Below are 18,248 nucleotides of genomic sequence, written 5' to 3'. Positions count from 1 at the left end.
ATGGCGGCGGAGCGCACCTGGCCGTTACTGCTCAACCAGCTCATCGACCGCGTCGACCTCTCCGAGGACGACACGGGCTGGGCGATGGACCAGATCATGTCCGGCGCGGCGACACCGGCCCAGGTGGGCGCGTTCGCGGTGGCGCTGCGGGCGAAGGGCGAGACGCCCGAGGAGGTCGACGGCCTCGCGAGCGTGATGCTCAAGTACGGGCGGCGGTTCACGGTGGACGCGCGGGCGGCGGACATCGTCGGCACGGGCGGCGACAACTCCGGGTCGGTCAACATCTCGACGATGGCGGCCATCGTGGCGGCGTCGGCGGGCGTGCCGATCGTGAAGCACGGCAACCGCGCGGCGTCGTCCAAGTGCGGCACGGCCGACGTGCTGGAGGCCCTGGGCGTGGCGATCGACCTGCCGCCGCTGGGCGTGCAGACGACCGTCGAGGAGCTGGGCATCGGCTTCTGCTTCGCCCCGGTCTTCCACCCGGCGTTCCGGCACACGCTGGGGCCGAGGCGGGAGCTGGGCATCCCGACGTCGTTCAACCTGCTGGGCCCGCTGACCAACCCGGCGCAGCCGACGGTCGGCCTGATCGGCTGCGCGCGGGCGGCGGCGGCGCCCCTGATCGCCGGCGTGCTGGCCCGGCGGGGCCACACGGCGCTCGTCGTGCGCGGCGAGGACGGCCTGGACGAGATCACGACGACCACCACGACGGCCGTCTGGGTGGCCGACGATCACACCGTCCGCACCGACCGCATCGACCCGTCCGCGCTGGGCGTCGAGCCGGCCCTGCCGGACGACCTGCGCGGGGGCGACGCGTCCGTCAACGCGGAGGTGGTGCGCGAACTCGTGACCGGCAAGCCGGGCGCGGTGCGCGACGCGGTGCTGCTCAACGCGGCCGGCGCCATCGCGGCGCACAGCGGCCTGAGCGGCGACCTGCACGCGGACCTGGCGGCGGCACTGGGCCGGGCGGGCGAGGCGATCGACTCGGGCGCGGCAGCCGACCTGCTCCGCCGCTGGGCCACCCGTTCGACGGAACTCAAGGCCCAACTACCCGACGCCTGACGCCCCCGCACACCTCACCCGAGCGTGTCATCCCCGGATGGCCTGCCCGCAGGGGTCCACGCTCGGTCAGGCAGGTCAAGCACGCCCTTCGCTTGACCTGCCTGACCAGGCGTGTGGTCTTTGACCAGGCCATACGGGGATGACACGCGAAGCAGAGCTTCGGAGAAGCTTTGCCCTTGCACCGCGCCGCACCGAAGGCACGCCCAGAGGTCATCCTCGGCGGCCTGCCCGTCCGTCGAGGACGCCCTTCACGCTTTGATCTTCGACTCGACCCCGCACCGCACCGCTTCGCCACGCTGGGCACGCGAACGCGGGCGTCCCCTGCCTCCGGGGCCCCCGACACACAGCCAACCACCGGGGTACGACATTCCCGGCACCTCTCCCTCACGCGCCCCTGCTCCCTTCACTCCTCTCCGCCCTTACCGCTCACTCCGCCCACCGCTCCCCATCCCCCATGCACGTCCCCACACCTCGCCCCAGTGAGGTTTCAGCCACCTTTTTACTGCCCAGTAACGAGGACAAGGAATGCTGTTCCCATGCTCTACACGGTGATGAAGCGCGTGGTGGCGCCGACGGCACGGCTGGTCTGGCGCCCCGAGGTGGAGGGGCTCGCGAACGTGCCCGCGGACGGGCCGGTGATCCTCGCACCGAACCACCTGTCGTTCATCGACAGCATCGTGATCCCGATGGTGGTGCCGCGGCGGGTCTCGTTCCTCGCCAAGGCCGAGTACTTCGAGGGCACGGGGGTCAAGGGCGCCCTCTCCCGCTACTTCTTCGGCTCCCTGGGCCACGTTCCGGTACGCCGGGGTATCGGTAGGGCCGCACGGGCCTCCCTGGACACCGCGGCGGAGATCCTGGCCGGCGGTGGCGCGTTCGCGATCTACCCGGAGGGGACGCGGTCGCTGGACGGCCGGCTGCACCGGGGTCGCACGGGTGTCGCGCGGATGGCGCTGGAGTCGGGCGCGCCGGTCGTGCCGGTCGGGCTGATCGGGACCGACCAGGTCCAGCCGGTGGACGCGAAGCTGCCTCGCATCCGCCCCGTGACCATCCGGTTCGGGAAGCCGCTCGACTTCTCCCGGTACACCGGGATGCACGAGTCGCTGCCCGTCCTGCGGTCCGTCACCGACGAGGTCGTGTACCGCATCCTCGAACTGTCCGGCCAGGAGTACGTCGACAGCTACCAGGGCTCCGACAAGGCGGCGTGACCCGCGACGGCGCGGCGCGTCCGACGTCGTGGCGCAACCCCCGACAATGCGCCGGGGCCGCCTCCCACCAGGGAAGACGGCCCCGAACGAACTCCGGACGTCAGTCGTGGTTCGGCCCGGTGTGGTACTCGAACACCAGTCCGCCCACCGCGATCAGCACCAGCACCACGCCGACCACCAGCATCCACACGTGCCAGAACGCGAGGGCCACGCCCGCGAGCGCGGCGGCGCCCGCCAGGGCGATCGGCCAGTACGAGCCGGGGCTGAAGAAGCCCAGCTCACCGGCGCCGTCGGACACCTCCGCGTCCGCGTTGTCCTCCGGCCGCACCTCGATCCGCCGGGCCACGAACCGGAAGTACGTGCCGACGATCAGGGCCAGGCCACCGGTCAGGGCGAGGGCCACCGTGCCGGTCGGCTCGACGGCTCCCGTCGCGTCCCACGTCCAGTAGCCGTACACCACGGACACCAGGAACGAGAACGCCATCACCAAGTCAAAAATGCGCGCTTCGACCTTCATCGCAGCGTCCTCCTACCTGCCGCCGCCGGACGCCTCGCGGACGGTCCGGTCGGTGTCGAAGGGCTTGGTCGTGACCGCGTGCGGCGTGCACAGCTCACCGCAGTCCAGCTCGGTCAGCGCCTCGGCGGCGCTGTAGGGCCGACCGGTCTTCGGGTTGTTCTTCTCGCGCAGCGACATGTACCGGTCGAACACGGCCGGCTCCAGCGCGCGGACCTCGAAGTTCATCACCGCGTGGTACACGCCGCACAGCTCGGCGCAGCGGCCGACGAACGAGCCGGTGCGGTCGATCTGGGTGATCTCGAACGAGTCGTCCTGGTTGTTCTTCTTCGGCGCCGGGAAGACGTCCCGCTTGAAGTGGAACTCCGGCACGTAGAACGAGTGGATGACGTCCGTGGACTCCAGGTTGAACCGGACGGACCGGCCCTGGGGCAGCACCAGCAGCGGCACCTCGCCGGACGTGCCGACGGTGCTCACCGGCTGGTCGTCCCGGTCGGTCTTGTACTCCGGGTACTTGAACTCCCAGTTCCACTGGAACGCGATCACGTCGACCGTCACGTCCGGGTCGTCGGACTTGTTCGTCACGTAGTTCTGGGTGACCGCGGTGAAGTAGAACAGCACCGCGACGATGATCGTCGGCACGACGATGAGGACGAGCTCCAGCGGCAGGTTGTAGGCCACCTGGCGGGGCAGTTCCTCGCTCTTCTTCCGGTGGAACGCGATCGACCAGAGGATCAGCCCCCAGACGATCACACCGACCGTGAGCGCGGCGACGACCGACCAGGTCCACAGCTCGCGCATCCGCTCGGCCTGCGGCGTCACGGCCACCGGCCAGCCGAAGCGCAGCACCTCATCCGTGGAGCAACCCGTGGCCCCGACGCCGACCAGGCCGACCAGCCCGGCGACCTTCGCCAGCCGCGCTGCCCTGGTGCCCTCCTTCAGGCCCACTGCTCGCCGCCTCCTCGTTGAAAGCTCACCGCCGCCGGAGGCGGCAATCAGAAAGCAGGCAAGGGCGGCCTTCGCCTCCTTGCCGGATCATGCGGGAGCGTAGCTCAGCCGGTGGGTGTTCACCCCTCGGGGGCGGCTCGCGCATGGTGCAGTTTCGGTCACACAAAGCACTCCCGGCATACTGGGTACTTCTCCACACCCCACGAAAGGTGCAACGGCGTGTGCGGCCTGGTTGGACTGGTTTGCCCTGGCGAGAACGAAGCCGAGCAGGCGCGCTCGGCGGTGGCCGCCGCGATGCGCTGCCAGCGGCACCGCGGGCCCGACGAGACGGGCACCTGGCAGGGCGGCGAGGTCGTGTTCGGCTTCAACCGGCTCGCCATCATCGACATCGAGCACTCCCACCAGCCGCTGCACTGGGGTCCCCCGGAGCTGCCCGGCCGGTACACCATCAACTTCAACGGTGAGATCTACAACTACGTCGAGCTGCGGGCCGAGCTGACCAAGCAGTTCGGCGCGGTGTTCGCGACCGACGGCGACACCGAGACGATCGTCGCGGCCTACCACTACTGGGGCCCGGCGGCGGTGGCCAAGCTGCGAGGCATGTTCGCGTTCCTGATCTGGGACTCCGAGCGCAAGGTGGTGTTCGGCGCGCGCGACCCGTTCGGGATCAAGCCGCTGTACTACGCGGCGGGCCCCGGTGGCGTGGCGTTCTCCAGCGAGAAGAAGTCCGTGCTGGAGCTGGCGCCGACCCTGGGCATCCGGCCGGAACTGGACCGCAAGGCCCTCCAGCACTACCTGATCCTCCAGTACGTGCCCGAGCCGGAGTCGCTGCACGGGCAGGTTCACCGGATCGAGTCCGGCACGTCGTTCACCGTGGCGCCCGGTGGCAAGCCGGTGGTCGAGCGGTACTTCCCGGCGACGTTCCGGCCGCGCGCGGTGCACGGCGACGCGGACGCGAACCGCCTGTACGACGAGATCACCGAGGCGCTGCGGGACTCGGTGGCCAAGCACATGCGGGCGGACGTGACGGTCGGCTCGTTCCTGTCCGGCGGCATCGACTCGACGGTGGTCGCGGCGCTGGCCAAGGAGCACAACCCGGACCTGATCACGTTCACCACCGGCTTCGAGCGGGCCGGGTACTCCGAGATCGACGTGGCGGCGGAGTCGGCGGCGGCGATCGGCGTGAAGCACGTGGTCCGGGCGGTGACGGCGCAGGAGATGATGGACGCCCTGCCGCTCATCACGTGGTACCTGGACGACCCGGTGGCGGACCCGGCGCTGGTGCCGCTGTGGTTCATCGCCCGCGAGGCGCGCGAGCACGTGAAGGTGGTGCTGTCCGGCGAGGGCGCGGACGAGCTGTTCGGCGGCTACACGATCTACCGGGAGCCGCTGTCGCTCGCGCCGTTCGAGAAGGTGCCGGGCGCGCTGCGCAAGGCGATGGGCCGGGTGTCCACCAAGATCCCTCAGGGCGTGCGCGGCAAGGACCTGTTGCGGCGGGGGGCGCTGACCCTGGAGGAGCGCTACTACGGCAACGCCCGGATCTTCCTGGACGACCAGCTGCGGCAGGTGCTGCGCACGTACGACCCGAACGTGTCGCACCAGGACGTGACGGCCCAGCCGTACCGCGAGTCGCAGGGCTGGGACCCGGTGACGCGGATGCAGCACGTGGACCTGTTCACGTGGCTGCGGGGCGACATCCTGGTCAAGGCCGACAAGATGACGATGGCGAACTCGCTGGAGCTGCGGGTGCCGTTCCTGGACCCCGAGGTGTTCCGGATCGCCTCCCAGGTGCCGTCGGAGCTGAAGCTCACCAAGGAGACGACCAAGCACGCGCTGCGCCGGGCGATCCGCGACATCGTGCCCGCGCACGTGCTCAACCGGCGCAAGCTGGGCTTCCCGGTGCCGATCCGGCACTGGCTGAAGGACGAGATGCACGAGTGGGCGATCGACATCGTCCGCCAGTCGCAGACCGACCAGTACATCGACAAGACCGCGGTGCTGCGGGTCATCGAGGAGCACCGGTCCGGGGTGGCGGACAACAGCCGCCGCATCTGGGCGCTGCTGGTGTTCATGATCTGGCACGGCATCTTCATCGAGGGCCGCATCCGGCCGCAGGTGCCGGAGCCGCACTACCCGGTCAAGCTCTGACCCCGCGACGGCCCCCGGCACCCGCCGGGGGCCGTCCCGCGTCGGCCGGTCGACCACCGCCTCAACGCGCCATCTCAGCGCCCACCACCTCAGCGCCCACCACCTCGGCGCCCACCACGTCGGCACCCACCACCTCAGCGCCCACCACATCGGCCCGAGCCATTCCGGCCCGCGCCAAGCCGGCCTGTTCCCCACCGGCCTCCTCCACGTGGGCCCGCACCGCCCCCGCCGTCAGCCCGGAGCACGCCTCCCCATCGACTCCCTCACCACGCCGCGCGGCCAGGATCACCTCCACGTCCGAGACGAGCCGCGACAGGTGGGTGCGCGTCCGCTCCAACGCCTCGATGCGCTGCGCCACGTTGCCCAGCTCGTCCTGGAGCATCTCCAGCAGCGGCACGCAACGCGCCTCGTCCGCGGGCAGGTCCACCTGCTCCCCGAACGCGTGGGCGAGGACGAGGCGCACGAGCCGGACGTTCAGGCCCGAGCCGATCAGGCAGCGGACGCTGCGGACCCGCTCCACGTCGGCCTCGTCGTAGACGCGGTAGCGCGACCCGGTGCGCCGGGGCCGCAGCAGGCCCTGCTGCTCGTAGTAGCGCAGCATCCGCACGGTGGCGCCGGTCCGCTCGCTCAACTCGCCGATCAGCACGTATTCCCTCCTCGGGGCGAAAGAGCCGTCGATCACCCAGGCTTGACCCTGACGTCAGTGTCACACTTTACGGTCGCTCCCGTGATCGCTCTCGTCCTGATGCTGTGCGCATTCGCCGTCGGCACCTCCGAGTTCATCGTCGTGGGCGTGCTGCCCGACGTCGCCGCGGACCTCGACGTGGCCCTGCCGACCGCCGGCCTCCTGGTCACCGCGTACGCGGTGTCCGTGGCCATCGGCGGACCCGTGCTCACCGTCCTGACCGGCCGCCTGCCGCGCCGGTCCCTGCTGATCGCCGTCATGGTGCTCGCGCTGCTCGCGTCCGCGGCGTGCGCGCTGGCCGGCGACTACACCACCCTGATGGCGGCCCGCATGGTCGCGGCGCTGGCCCAGGGCCTGTTCTTCGCGGTCGCCTCGCAGGTCGCGGTGGCCGCCGTGCCACCGGAGAAGCAGACCGCGGCCATCGCCAAGGTCGTCAACGGCGTGGCGCTGTCCACCGTCCTCGGCATCCCGATCGGCACGCTGATCGGCCAGAACTACGGCTGGCGCGCGTCGTTCGCGCTGGTCGCCGCGCTCACCCTGCTCGGCCTCGTCGGTGTCGTGCTGGGCGCGCCGAAGGTCGAGCACGAGCCCGACCCCGGCGTCCGGGCCAGCCTGTTCGCGTTCGGCAAGCGGACGGTCCTGCTCGGCCTGCTGACCACCGTCCTGTCCTTCACGGGCATGATCACCGCGTTCACCTACGTCGCGCCCGCGCTGACCGACATCACGGGCTTCGACCCGGCCTGGGTGACCGGCGTCCTGCTGGTCTACGGCCTGGGCACGATGGTGGGCAGCACGATCGCCGGGCGCGTGCCGCCGCACGTGATCCCGAAGGTGCTGCCCATCCCGCTGGCGGCGCTGACCGTGCTGCTGCTGGCGCAGGGCTTCCTGCTGGAGACCAAGGTGACGGCCGTGGTGGCGCTGTTCGTGCTCGGCGCGAGCGCGTTCGCCTCGGGTCCGCTGCTGCACACGTTCCTCATGGGCCAGGCGGGCCCGGCGGCCGGCCTGGTGGCGTCGGTGAACATCTCGGCGTTCAACGTGGCCGCCGCGCTCGGCCCGATGATCGGCGGCGCGGTCATCGCCGGCGGCCCCGGCCTCCAGTGGGTCGCGGCGGTGGGTGCCGTGCCGACCGTCGTCGGGGTGCTCGTGGCGCTGGTCATCGGCCGCCTGACGCGGCGCGGGGCGGCACCGGCCGCACCCGTGCCGACCACCCTGGCGCACGTCTGACGCCGTCGGACCGGCCGGCTGCGACTACCGCCCGGTAGGGCTGTTGTCAAGGCCGGGGTGCGCTTACGGTCGCCTACGTGAGGAACCGAGAAGCGGACACGCTGGACGAGTTGATCGACGACTGCACCGCGCTGCCCGCGGAACTGCGCCCGACGGCCAAGGCCCTGCCCGCACCGGGGGCGGCGTCCCCCTGGCAGGTCACCGACGCCTGCGCGGCGCAGGTGGACGACCTGGACGCCTACGTCTGAGCCCGACCACGCGAAGGCCCCCGCCCACCGGACGGGGGCCTTCGCACGAACCCACCCGCACGCGGCGCGACCCAGGCCCACACGACCCCAGGCCCAGCACGCCCCACACCCACGCGGGCCGACATCCACGCGGGCCGACATCCACGCGGGCCGACATCCACGCGGGCCACCCCGCATCGACCCGAGCCCCACGCCGCTCAGGCCCCCGGACACGCGAACGGCCCCCGCACCGGCGACGTGCCGTTCGGCGGGGGCCGTTCGCAAAGCTCCGCGACGCTCGGGGAGCCTGGTGACTCAGTGGAACGAGTCGCCGCAGGCGCACGAACCGCCCGCGTTGGGGTTGTCGATCGTGAAGCCCTGCTTCTCGATGGTGTCGACGAAGTCGATCACCGCGCCCTCGACGTACGGGGCGCTCATGCGGTCGACGGCCACCTTGAGGCCGCCGAAGTCCCGCAGGGCGTCGCCGTCCAGCGTGCGCTCGTCGAAGAACAGCTGGTAGCGCAGGCCAGCGCAGCCACCGGGCTGGACGGCGATGCGCAGGTGCATGTCGTCGCGGCCCTCCTGGTCGAGCAGCGCCTTGGCCTTCACGGCCGCCGCGTCGGTCAGCGTCACGCCGTGGGTGGGCGGTGCGTCAGGAGTCGGGGTCGCTGCATCCTGAGCGGTCGTCATAGCTCTCCCTCAGAGGTCCTTTGCGGGCATCTATTCCCTGCAAACACGGGCGGTACCCGCTTTGTTCCTTACCCCATGGTCGCACAGCGGTCACGTGCGGCGGTGTGACCACTGCCTCGCGACGTCTCGCGCCAGGTCGGACAGCGTCCCCGCCGGGTCGCGCAGCGACCCCGCCACGGACCCGACGTGCTCGGCCACCGAGTACGCCTCCTGGACGCCGACCGCGCCCGCCTCCCGGCGTCCCACGGCGACCTGCCCGGCCAGCACCAGGCACGGCACGCCGCGCTCGGCCGCGCCGCCGGCGACCGCCGTGACGAGCTTCCCGCGCAGCGACTGCCAGTCGAAGCTGCCCTCGCCGGTGAGCACCAGGTCGGCCCGGTCCAACGCCCCGTCCAACGAGGTGAGCCGCCGCACCAGCCCCGCCCCGGAGGTGACCTCCGCGCCCATCGCCAGGAGGGCGGCGCCCAGGCCGCCCGCCGCGCCCGCGCCGGGCAGGTCGCGCACCGGCGCCAGCTCGGCCATCGCCGCGAGCCGTGCCTCCAGGCGTGCGACGGCCTCCGGCGACGCGCCCTTCTGCGGACCGAACGCGTGCGCCGCGCCGTGCGGCCCGAGCAGCGGGTTCACCACGTCCGATGCCGCGACCAGCTCGACGTCCACCGAGGTGAGGACCGCGCGCAACCCCGCGCCACCGTCCGTGGTCGCCGACCCGCCCAACCCGACGACGACCCGCGAGACACCGCGCGCGACGGCCTCGGCGATCAACTCGCCGACCCCCTCGGTCGTGCCGCTCTCCACCGTCACCGCCCGCTCGGCCTCGGGCACCAGGTGCAGCCCGCACGCCTGGGCCGACTCGACGTAGGCGGTGCCGTCGTGCTCCAGCCACGCGGCGGGGACCGGCTCACCGCGCGGACCGGTGACGGTGGTCGCGTGCACCGTCCCGCCCAGCGCGCCGTGCAGCACGTCGACGAACCCCGGTCCGCCGTCCGCGAGCGGGCGGAGCACGAGGTCGTCCGCGGGCGCGGCCCGCCGCCAGCCGGTGGCGATCGCCTCGGCGGCCTCCCGCGCGCTCAACGTCCCGCCGAAACAATCCGGAGCAATGACAACTCGCACCTCGCGCAGGGTACGGAACCGGTCATCTCCTACTCTTGAGGCGTGAGGTTCCTGCGCCGCAACGCCGCCGACGCCACCCCGACCGCCGATGAGACCCCGGCGGAGGTGACGGCCGTCGACCCGGCGCGCACCCCCGGCAAGGGGAAGCCCACCCCCAAGCGCCGCGAGGCGGAGGGCAAGCGCCGGGGCCCGGTCCCCCCGCCGCCGAGGACGCAGCGCGAGGCGCTGAAGCGGATGCGCGGCAACAAGGCGTCGAAGGAAGAACGCCGCGCCGCCGCCGTGGAGCGCCGCCAGCGGATGATGGCCGGCGAGGACAAGTACCTCCTGCCCCGCGACCGGGGCCCGGTGAAGGCGTACATCCGGGACGTGGTCGACTCCCGGCGCAACCTCATGGGCCTCTTCATGCCGTTGGCGATCCTGGTCTTCGTGGCCCTGCTGGTGCCCGCGCCGCAGGTGCAGCAGTACGCGACCCTCCTGACGACGTTCATGCTGCTGGCGATGGTCGTGGAGGGCATCGTGCTCGGCCGCCTGGTGACCAAGCGCGTGCGACGCAAGTTCCCGCAGGACACCACCCGAGGGTTGTCCATCGGCTGGTACTCCTTCATCCGAGCCAGCCAGCTCCGCCGCTTGCGCGTCCCCAAGCCACGCGTGACCTACGGCGCCAAGGTCTGATCCTCAGCCCTGGAACGCCTACGCGACACCCGACAAACCGCGCCACGCGCACACCTCACACGACCACTGCTCCAAGCGAAGCTTGAAGCAGTGCCCCCGTCCTCGGCGGCCGGCCCGTCCGGCGAGGACGCCCTTCACGCTTTGGCCCGACCCCCGCACCGCACCACCTCGCAGGACACACCCACCCGCGCACAGCACATCTCACATCCCCTCAACATATTTAGCAGCACAAACGACCTCTAGACTCCGGGACATGGAGTTCCGACGCCTCGGCCGCAGCGGCCTCAACATCAGTGAGATCTCGTACGGCAACTGGCTCACCCACGGTTCCCAGGTCGAGGAGGAGCAGGCCACCGCCTGTGTCCGCGCCGCCCTGGACGCCGGCATCACCACGTTCGACACGGCCGACGTGTACGCGAACACGAAGGCCGAAGAGGTGCTCGGTCGCGCGCTGAAGGGCGAGCGCCGCGAGTCGCTCGAAGTCTTCACCAAGGTGTTCTGGCCCACCGGCCCCGGCGGCCCCAACGACAAGGGCCTCGGCCGCAAGCACATCCACGAGTCCATCAACGGCTCGCTCAAGCGCCTCCAGACCGACTACGTCGACCTGTACCAGGCCCACCGCTTCGACCGGACGGTCCCGCTGGAGGAGACGATGCAGGCGTTCGCCGACATCGTCCGCCAGGGCAAGGCGCTCTACATCGGCGTGTCGGAGTGGAACGCGGACCAGATCGCGCGCGGCGCGGCGCTGGCCCGCGAGCTGAACGTCCCGTTCATCTCCAACCAGCCCCAGTACTCGATGCTGTGGCGGGTCATCGAGTCGCAGGTCGTGCCGACCTCCGAGCGCGAGGGCATCAGCCAGATCGTGTGGTCGCCCATCGCGCAGGGCGTGCTGACCGGCAAGTACCTCCCCGGCCGGCCCGTGCCGGCCGGCTCGCGCGCCACCGACGAGGCAGGCTCGAAGTTCATCTCGCGCTTCCTCGACGACGAGGTGCTGACGAGGGTCCAGCAGCTCAAGCCGCTCGCCGAGGAGGCCGGTCTCAGCCTCGCGCAGCTCGCGGTCGCGTGGGTGCTCCAGAACCCGAACGTCGCCTCGGCGATCATCGGGGCCTCCCGGCCGGAGCAGGTGCACGAGAACGTGAAGGCAGCCGGCGTGAAGCTGGAAGCCGAACTGCTCGCCAAGATCGACGAGATCCTCGACGGCGTCGTGGAAACCGACCCCCGGCTGACCGTCTCACCCTGATCCCGCCCGGCTCGCCTCCGCCCTCACGTCGACGGGCGGAGGCGGGCCTCGCGGGCTCCGGCCCTCAGTCCTCAGCGCCGAGGACCGCCGCCATCCGCTGCAGCAGGTAGCCGGCGCACCAGCGCGATTCGGTGTCCTTCGGGTCGACGGCTTCCTTGGCGAGCTTGCCGGCGAGCCTCCTGGGTTCGGGCGCGGTGGTGGGGTCGTCCGCCACCTGGAGGGCGGTCTCCCAGCCGCACTGGGTCAGCCGGGAGACCTCCGACGCCAGGCACAACCTCCGCACGACCGCGTCCGACTCCAGCACGGCGACGACCACGTCGGCGTTCCGCCGCCCCGGCAGGAAACCCAGGATGCTCACCGCGTTGGCCCTCAGCGTCGAGGTCTCCCCGCTCACGGCCCACCGCCGGAAGTTCTCGATGGCCGCCTCCCCCAGGACGGGCGCCACTGCCGCGTCGATCGAACTCGACGTCGGACCCTGCGCGAAGATGTCCGGCTCCCCTGCCTCCACCGCCTCTCTGATGTGCCGCAGGTGCTCGGGGCCCTCGATCTTGATCAGTCTCGGATGGTTGATGTCCGGGCGGTACACACCGACCCCCAATGCTCGTTCGTACGCCGCTACCACCTCATGGGTAACCGGGTTCAAACCGGTTTCGACGAGCCCGAGGTACGACTTCGAATAGCTGGTCGCCTGAGCCAAACGGGTGAGGGAGTAGCCGGCGTACTGCCTCGCGGCCGCAACAGCCGCTCCCCGGCCCGCACCCACTTCGAAAGAAGGTTGCCGACAGATGACGATGCATAGCGAGAGCGGCGTCAATCACTCTACGCACCTCAAGGTCTACAGCGACGCCACGTTCAGGTCGCAGGTCAACCCAGACGGGATCTACGAATTCGCCGATCCACAGTTCGTCGACTAGCGCGTGCGAGCTTCGACAGGTCTTCAATGCGGCACACGATTGAAAGCCGTACTGCTCGCTGGCCACACCTCCGACAACGACGGGCTCCGACCCGGCACGGCCTTCATCGGGGGCGCGCTGACAGCCCTGGCACCAGTGGAATCCAATGGCCTGTTCGAAACCGTGCGCGCCATCTGAAGCCCGACGCGCCCGGTCGCCCACAAGCCGGACGCGTCAGCGGCGCTTTCACCCTCGGCGAAAGCCCGCCGAACCAATGCCGCCGAACCAATGCCCGACGCTCCGGTGCCGGGCGAGCCGAAGGCTCACTCGGCCGGGGACAACGACATCGGCCCGTACACCTCGGACTCGCTGCGCAACAGGGTCACCTGGGCCACCCCCGCCTCGGCCAGCGACTGCCACACCGAGCTGAACCACTCCTCGGCCGCCGTCTGGTCCGCGAAGACCTCCGCCGGCCCGTCGACCTCCCGCCCCTGCTCGTCCTGGTACCGCCAGCGGTACTCCATGACGGCCTCCTCGGTGCTGTCCCGCCGGGTAACGTTCACCGGTCAGGCTAGGTCCCTCGAAAACCCGGATGGAGCGCGGTGTGACGCGTCGGACACTCGTGCTGGGCGGTGCGCGGTCGGGGAAGTCCGCCCACGCCGAAGGGCTGGTGACCGACGACGCGGTCACCTACGTCGCCACCGCCCGCCGCTACCCGGACGACGCCGACTGGGACGAGCGCATCGCCCGGCACGTGGCCCGCCGCCCCGCCACCTGGCACACCGTCGAGGCACCGGCCCCCCGCGACCTCGTCGCCCTGCTCACGGCCACCGCCGAGACCGATCCGGCGATCCTCGTGGACGACGTGGCGACCTGGCTGACCGGCGCGCTGGACGACGCGGGCGCGTGGGAGGGCCGCGGCTCCGACCAGGTGGACGAGCACTGCGCGGCCCTCGTGGACGCCGTGTCGCAGACCCGCGCCCGACTGGTGCTGGTGTCCGCCGAGGTCGGCCTCGGCGTGGTGCCCGGCACCCGCTCTGGCAGGCTCTTCCGCGATCACCTCGGCTCGCTCAACGCGCGGCTGGCCGAGGTCTGCGACGAGGTGCTGCTGGTCGTCGCCGGAATCCCACTGCGACTGCGCGAAGCCGGAGGTAGTCGGTGACCATCGTGTTCCCGTCCGTCGAGCCGCCGAACGAGGACGTCCGCCGCCAGGCCGTCGCCCGGCACGCCGCGTTGACGAAACCCGCGGGCTCGCTGGGCAAGCTGGAGGAGCTGGGCGTCTGGGTGGCCGCGTGCCAGGGCGAGTGCCCGCCCCGGCCGTTCACGCGGCCCCGCGTGGTGGTGTTCGCCGGTGACCACGGGGTGGCGCGGCACGGCGTGTCGGCCTACCCCGCCGAGGTCACCGGTCAGATGGTGGCCAACTTCCTGGCCGGCGGCGCGGCGGTGAACGTGCTGGCCACCGTGGCGGGCGCCACGGTGCGCGTGGTGGACGTCGCCGTCGACTCCGACACGGCCGTGGGCGACCACAAGGTCCGCCGGGGCTCGGGGTCGATCGACCGCGAGGACGCCCTGACCCGCGAGGAGGCGGAGCGGGCGGTCGAGCTGGGCCGCCGGCTCGCGGACGAGGAGGTCGACGGCGGGGCGGACGTCCTCGTCGCCGGCGACATGGGCATCGGCAACACCACCCCGGCCGCCGTGCTGATCGCGGCGCTGACCGGTGCGGAGCCGGTCGCGGTCGTCGGCCGCGGCACGGGCATCGACGACCGCGGCTGGATGCGCAAGACGGCGGCGATCCGCGACGCCCTGCGCCGGGCGCGCCCGGTGCTCGACGACCCCGTGCAGCTCCTGGCCACCGCCTCCGGCGCGGACCTGGCCGCCATCGCGGGCTTCCTCGCCCAGGCGGCCGTGCGGCGCACCCCGGTCGTCCTCGACGGCGTGGTGGTGGGCGCGGCGGCGCTCGTGGCGGAGGAGCTCGCGCCGGGCGCGCGCGAGTGGTGGGTCGCCGGGCACCGGTCGGCGGAGCCCGCGCACGCCCTCGCGCTGAACCACCTGAGCCTGGAGCCGCTGCTCGACTTCGACCTGCGCCTGGGCGAGGGTTCCGGCGCGGTGGCCGCGCTGCCGCTGGTGGCGATGGCGACGAAGGTCCTGGCGGAGATGGCGACCTTCGACGGCGCGGGCGTCTCCGGGCCGGCCTGATGCGCCTGGCGCTGTCGTGGTTGACCGTGCTGCCCGTCCGGGTCGACGCGGTCGACGGGCGCGCGGCCCGGCGGGCGATCACGTGCGCGCCGTTCGTCGGCGCGCTGCTCGGCCTCGCGGCGGCGGGCGTGCTCCACGGCCTGGTGTGGCTGGGCGCGCCCGCGCTGCTCGCGGGTTTCCTCACCGTCGGCGGGCTGGCGCTGGCCACGCGCGGGATGCACCTGGACGGCCTGGCCGACACCGCCGACGGCCTCGGCTGCTACGGACCGCCGGAACGGGCCCTGGCCGTGATGAAGGACGGCGGCGCGGGACCGTTCGCGGTGGTGGCGCTGCTGGTGGTGCTCGGCGGGCAGGCCGCCGCGCTGCCGGCGGCGCCGTGGCCCGCCGTGGTGCTGGCGGCGGCGACCGGGCGCGCGGCGTTCGCCCTGTGCTGCCTGCGGGGCGTTCCGGCCGCCCGTCCGGAGGGGCTGGGCGCGCTGGTGGCGGGCACGCAGCCGCCGCACACCGCGCTGCTCTGGTGGCTCGCCCTGGCCGTGGCGGGGTTCTTCGTCGCGCCCTGGCACGGCCCGATCGCGGTGGCGCTGGCCGGTGCGCTGGTGCTGCTGCTGGTCCGGCACACCGGTCGGCGGTTCGGCGGGATCACCGGGGACGTGCTCGGCGCGGCGTGCGAGACGGCGAGCCTCGTGGTGCTCGCCGTCTGCGCCCTGCGCTGACCGATCGGCGTCGGTCGAGCCGCGTCGACCCACCGGCGACGACCCCGCGGCGGGTCAGCCCAGCGCGGTCATCCACCCGTGCGGGTCCTCGACCAGCCCCTGCTGGATGCCGGTCAACCGCTCCCGCAGGCGCAGCGTCACCTCGCCCGTGGCCCCACCCGACACGCTGAACTCGCCCCCGGCGTGCTTGACGTGCCCGACCGGGGTGATCACCGCCGCCGTGCCGCACGCGAACACCTCGGTCAGCTCGCCCGACTCCGCCTTCTTCTCCCACTCCTCGGTGGAGAAGCGGCGCTCCTCGACGCCGTACCCGAGGTCGGCGGCCAGGCGCAGCAGCGAGTCCCGCGTGATGCCGGGCAGCAGCGCACCGGACAGCTCCGGCGTGACGACCCGCGCGCCCGGCCCCGAGCCGAGGACGAAGAACAGGTTCATGCCGCCCATCTCCTCGACCCAGCGGCGCTCGACGGCGTCCAGCCACACCACCTGGTCGCAGCCCTGCTCGGCGGCCTGCGCCTGCGCCACCAGCGACGCCGCGTAGTTGCCCGCGAACTTGGCCGCGCCCGTGCCGCCCGGCGACGCGCGCACGTACTCGGTGGACAGCCACACCGTCACCGGCTTGAGGCCACCCGCGAAGTACGACCCGGCGGGCGACGCGATGAGCACGTACGCGTACTCGTTCGCGGGCCGCACGCCCAGGCTCGCCTCCGTCGAGTACATGAACGGCCGCAGGTACAGCGACTCCTCGGCGACCGAGGGCACCCACCGGCCGTCCACGGCCAGCAGTTCGCGGATGGACCCCAGGAACAGCTCGTCGGGCAGTTCGGGCATGGCGAGGCGGCGGGCCGACGCGCGGAAGCGCTCGGCGTTCGCCTGCGGGCGGAAGGACGCGATCGAGCCGTCGGGCCGGCGGTACGCCTTGAGCCCTTCGAAGATCGCCTGGCCGTAGTGCAGCACCATGGCCGCCGGGTCCAGCTCCAGCGAGTGGTAGGGCTCGACAGCGGCGTCGTGCCAGCCCTGGTCGCGGTTCCAGCGGATCGTCACCATGTGGTCGGTGAAGTGCTGCCCGAAGCCCGGTGCGGCGAGTACCTCCGCGACCCGTTCCGGGGTCGCCGGCTGCGGGTTGGTGGTCCGGGTGAAAGGCAACGCGGTCGTCATGCCAGCACAGTAACCCGCGCCGCGACATCGGAAAATCGTCGTCCCGGCGCTCGGGCGGCCGAATGCGCGGTGGGCGCGGCACGGCTCCGGGGGCGGTGCCCTCGGCACGCTGTCCCCACCCCAGGCGACCGGGCGCGGGCGCACCGGCACGGTATCCACGCCCCGGACGACCCGGCGCGGGGCGCACCGGCACGGTTCCACGCCCCGGACGACCCTCGCGGCACCCGATCGGGAGCGCGCCGGACGCCCGGCTACCCCACCGGCTGGCGCGCCCGGACGCCCAGCAGCCCCGCCGCCACCAGGGTCCCCACCCCGGTTACGACCAAGGCGTCGGCGGGCGCGTTCATGGCGAGCAGCACGCACAGCCCGAGGCCCAGGCACGCCGTGCGCATGGGCCACGTCCGGTCCTCCTGGAGCAGCACGCGGGCGGACGCGTTCGTGAAGCCGTAGTAGAACGCGGTGCCGCACGCGCCGACGGCGAGCGCCGTGGTCGGCGTCAGCAGCAGGAACGCGCCGAGCGACAGCGCGAGGGCGATCACGTCCAGCGGCCACCGCCCGCGCAGCGCGGGCAGGTCACCGGTCTCGACCAGCCCGGCGAGCGTCCGCCGCGCGCCGGCCAGCACGAACACCAGCGCCGACGCGCTCGCGACGGTCACGCCGAGGGCCAGGACCGGTACCAGGGCACGACCGTCGGCGGCGATCAGCGCGTCCCGCAGCGGCGCGGGCGACAGCGCCAGCCGGGCCGCGCCGAGCTGGCGCAGCAGGGCCGCCCCGACGGCCGAGGCGACCAGCAGCACCACGCCGATCAGCACGGGCAGCGCGACCCGCAGCGCGCGGGCCGGGAAGACCCGGTCGCCGCGCGCCGGCGCGGTCACCCGCTCGAACCCGGTGAACACGACGAACAGCACGCCGGCCGCGCCCATGACCCCGTCGAAGCCGGAGCCGTCGACCGGCGTCGGGTTGACCGGCGGCGCGACCGAGAAGCACACCAGCGCGACCATCGCCAGCACACCGAGCACGAGCAGCGCGGAGGCCCACCCGACGAGCCCGCGCAGGTGCCTGCCGGCCAGCGCCGTGGCCGCCAGGAGGACGACGCCACCCAGCACCCGGTCCTCGGGCAGCGCGTAGGAGCCGAACGCGCCGGCGATCGCGGCGGCCAGGCCCGCCCGTCCGATCAGGTGCGCGCCCGCGCCGAGCCGGGCAGGCCACGGCCCGAGTTGGTTGCGGATGTAGGCGTAGCCGCCGGACGCGTCCGGGTAGGCACGGTGCTGGTCCGCGGTGGAGTACGCGCAGCACAGCGCGGCGAGGGCGGCGAGGGCCGACGCGAGCGGGAACCACGGGCCCGCCAGGGCGGCGGCGGGCGCGAACCCGAGCAGGATGCCGGCTCCCAGCGTCGCGCCGAGTCCGAGCACGACGGCCCCGGCACGGGGCGTGACTGTCACCGCACCACGGTGACATACGGACAGGGTGACTGCGAACGCCCACCCGGTTGTCCAACGATCGTGTTAATTGTTACTCCCCGCTATCGAAGGGACCGCGGTCACCCCGGTCAACGAGACCTTTAGCATT

19 protein-coding genes are annotated in these 18,248 nt (G+C 72.4%); 10 read left to right on the top strand and 9 right to left on the bottom strand.

Annotated elements, in window-relative coordinates:
- Entirely contained in the window at positions 1-1,059 is a 1,059-nt protein-coding gene (trpD, locus tag C8E97_RS09110; RefSeq protein ID WP_121003428.1) for an anthranilate phosphoribosyltransferase, read from the top strand.
- Between the two features lie 536 nt (positions 1,060-1,595).
- Positions 1,596-2,264: a lysophospholipid acyltransferase family protein gene (locus C8E97_RS09105; protein ID WP_121003426.1), complete on the top strand. Its 669-nt coding sequence runs from the start codon at positions 1,596-1,598 to the stop codon at positions 2,262-2,264.
- Positions 2,265-2,364: 100 nt separating this feature from the next.
- On the opposite strand, the gene C8E97_RS09100 is transcribed toward C8E97_RS09105, so the two are convergent.
- Positions 2,365-2,781: a cytochrome c oxidase subunit 4 gene (locus tag C8E97_RS09100; RefSeq protein WP_121003424.1), complete on the bottom strand. Its 417-nt coding sequence runs from the start codon at positions 2,779-2,781 to the stop codon at positions 2,365-2,367.
- 12 nt (positions 2,782-2,793) lie between these two features.
- Positions 2,794-3,726 (bottom strand): aa3-type cytochrome oxidase subunit II, encoded by a 933-nt coding sequence (ctaC, locus tag C8E97_RS09095; RefSeq protein WP_121003422.1) that lies wholly within the window; start codon positions 3,724-3,726, stop codon positions 2,794-2,796.
- Between the two features lie 219 nt (positions 3,727-3,945).
- On the opposite strand from ctaC, the gene asnB reads away from it, so the two are divergent.
- Positions 3,946-5,874, top strand: coding sequence for an asparagine synthase (glutamine-hydrolyzing) (gene asnB, locus C8E97_RS09090; protein WP_121003420.1), 1,929 nt, complete (start codon positions 3,946-3,948; stop codon positions 5,872-5,874).
- Between the two features lie 61 nt (positions 5,875-5,935).
- Here the strand turns inward: asnB and C8E97_RS35200 are convergent, their stop codons facing one another.
- A complete protein-coding gene (locus tag C8E97_RS35200) occupies positions 5,936-6,520 on the bottom strand; it encodes a MerR family transcriptional regulator (protein WP_211346951.1) in 585 nt (194 codons plus the stop codon).
- Positions 6,521-6,601: 81 nt separating this feature from the next.
- Between C8E97_RS35200 and C8E97_RS09080 the strand changes: the two genes are divergently transcribed.
- Both C8E97_RS09080 and C8E97_RS34375 read left to right on the top strand, forming a co-directional pair.
- Entirely contained in the window at positions 6,602-7,783 is a 1,182-nt protein-coding gene (locus C8E97_RS09080) for an MFS transporter (protein ID WP_246018771.1), read from the top strand.
- A gap of 77 nt (positions 7,784-7,860) precedes the next feature.
- Complete coding sequence (locus tag C8E97_RS34375) at positions 7,861-8,031, top strand: hypothetical protein (RefSeq protein ID WP_170211704.1); 171 nt, start codon at positions 7,861-7,863, stop codon at positions 8,029-8,031.
- 294 nt (positions 8,032-8,325) lie between these two features.
- Here C8E97_RS34375 and C8E97_RS09075 read toward each other — a convergent pair whose 3' ends face one another.
- Together C8E97_RS09075 and C8E97_RS09070 are read right to left on the bottom strand one after the other, a co-directional pair.
- Positions 8,326-8,700 carry a HesB/IscA family protein gene (locus C8E97_RS09075; RefSeq protein WP_121003418.1) on the bottom strand — a complete coding sequence of 125 codons (375 nt, stop codon included), beginning with the start codon at positions 8,698-8,700 and terminating at the stop codon, positions 8,326-8,328.
- Between the two features lie 90 nt (positions 8,701-8,790).
- Positions 8,791-9,810, bottom strand: a complete 1,020-nt coding sequence (locus C8E97_RS09070) for a glycerate kinase family protein (RefSeq protein ID WP_121003416.1) — start codon at positions 9,808-9,810, stop codon at positions 8,791-8,793.
- 42 nt (positions 9,811-9,852) lie between these two features.
- Here C8E97_RS09070 and C8E97_RS09065 point away from each other — a divergent pair, with 42 nt between their 5' ends.
- Together C8E97_RS09065 and C8E97_RS09060 are read left to right on the top strand one after the other, a co-directional pair.
- A complete protein-coding gene (locus C8E97_RS09065; RefSeq protein ID WP_121003414.1) occupies positions 9,853-10,482 on the top strand; it encodes a DUF3043 domain-containing protein in 630 nt (209 codons plus the stop codon).
- Positions 10,483-10,735: 253 nt separating this feature from the next.
- Positions 10,736-11,722 (top strand): aldo/keto reductase family protein, encoded by a 987-nt coding sequence (locus tag C8E97_RS09060; RefSeq protein ID WP_121003412.1) that lies wholly within the window; start codon positions 10,736-10,738, stop codon positions 11,720-11,722.
- 64 nt (positions 11,723-11,786) lie between these two features.
- On the opposite strand, the gene C8E97_RS09055 is transcribed toward C8E97_RS09060, so the two are convergent.
- Both C8E97_RS09055 and C8E97_RS09050 read right to left on the bottom strand, forming a co-directional pair.
- Positions 11,787-12,485: a helix-turn-helix domain-containing protein gene (locus C8E97_RS09055; protein WP_121003410.1), complete on the bottom strand. Its 699-nt coding sequence runs from the start codon at positions 12,483-12,485 to the stop codon at positions 11,787-11,789.
- Positions 12,486-12,938: 453 nt separating this feature from the next.
- Complete coding sequence (locus C8E97_RS09050; RefSeq protein WP_121011158.1) at positions 12,939-13,139, bottom strand: hypothetical protein; 201 nt, start codon at positions 13,137-13,139, stop codon at positions 12,939-12,941.
- 80 nt (positions 13,140-13,219) lie between these two features.
- Here C8E97_RS09050 and cobU point away from each other — a divergent pair, with 80 nt between their 5' ends.
- From cobU to cobS, 3 genes are read left to right on the top strand one after another with little or no spacing between them, the layout of a single operon-like run.
- Positions 13,220-13,777: a bifunctional adenosylcobinamide kinase/adenosylcobinamide-phosphate guanylyltransferase gene (gene cobU / locus C8E97_RS09045; RefSeq protein WP_121011155.1), complete on the top strand. Its 558-nt coding sequence runs from the start codon at positions 13,220-13,222 to the stop codon at positions 13,775-13,777.
- Positions 13,774-14,811, top strand: a complete 1,038-nt coding sequence (gene cobT, locus C8E97_RS09040; RefSeq protein WP_121003408.1) for a nicotinate-nucleotide--dimethylbenzimidazole phosphoribosyltransferase — start codon at positions 13,774-13,776, stop codon at positions 14,809-14,811. The genes cobU and cobT overlap by 4 nt, the downstream gene beginning before the upstream one ends.
- Positions 14,811-15,524 carry an adenosylcobinamide-GDP ribazoletransferase gene (cobS, locus tag C8E97_RS09035; RefSeq protein WP_121003406.1) on the top strand — a complete coding sequence of 238 codons (714 nt, stop codon included), beginning with the start codon at positions 14,811-14,813 and terminating at the stop codon, positions 15,522-15,524. The genes cobT and cobS overlap by 1 nt, the downstream gene beginning before the upstream one ends.
- Positions 15,525-15,578: 54 nt before the next feature.
- Here cobS and C8E97_RS09030 read toward each other — a convergent pair whose 3' ends face one another.
- Both C8E97_RS09030 and C8E97_RS09025 read right to left on the bottom strand, forming a co-directional pair.
- Positions 15,579-16,679, bottom strand: coding sequence for a branched-chain amino acid aminotransferase (locus tag C8E97_RS09030; RefSeq protein ID WP_121003404.1), 1,101 nt, complete (start codon positions 16,677-16,679; stop codon positions 15,579-15,581).
- Between the two features lie 251 nt (positions 16,680-16,930).
- A complete protein-coding gene (locus C8E97_RS09025) occupies positions 16,931-18,121 on the bottom strand; it encodes an APC family permease (protein ID WP_147455037.1) in 1,191 nt (396 codons plus the stop codon).
- Between the last annotated feature and the right edge of the window lie 127 nt (positions 18,122-18,248).

It is taken from the genome of Saccharothrix australiensis (assembly GCF_003634935.1).
GTDB classification, from domain to species: domain Bacteria; phylum Actinomycetota; class Actinomycetes; order Mycobacteriales; family Pseudonocardiaceae; genus Actinosynnema; species Actinosynnema australiense.
The sequence above is the reverse complement of the archived record's forward strand: the minus strand, read 5'-3'. Positions and strand labels throughout refer to the sequence as shown.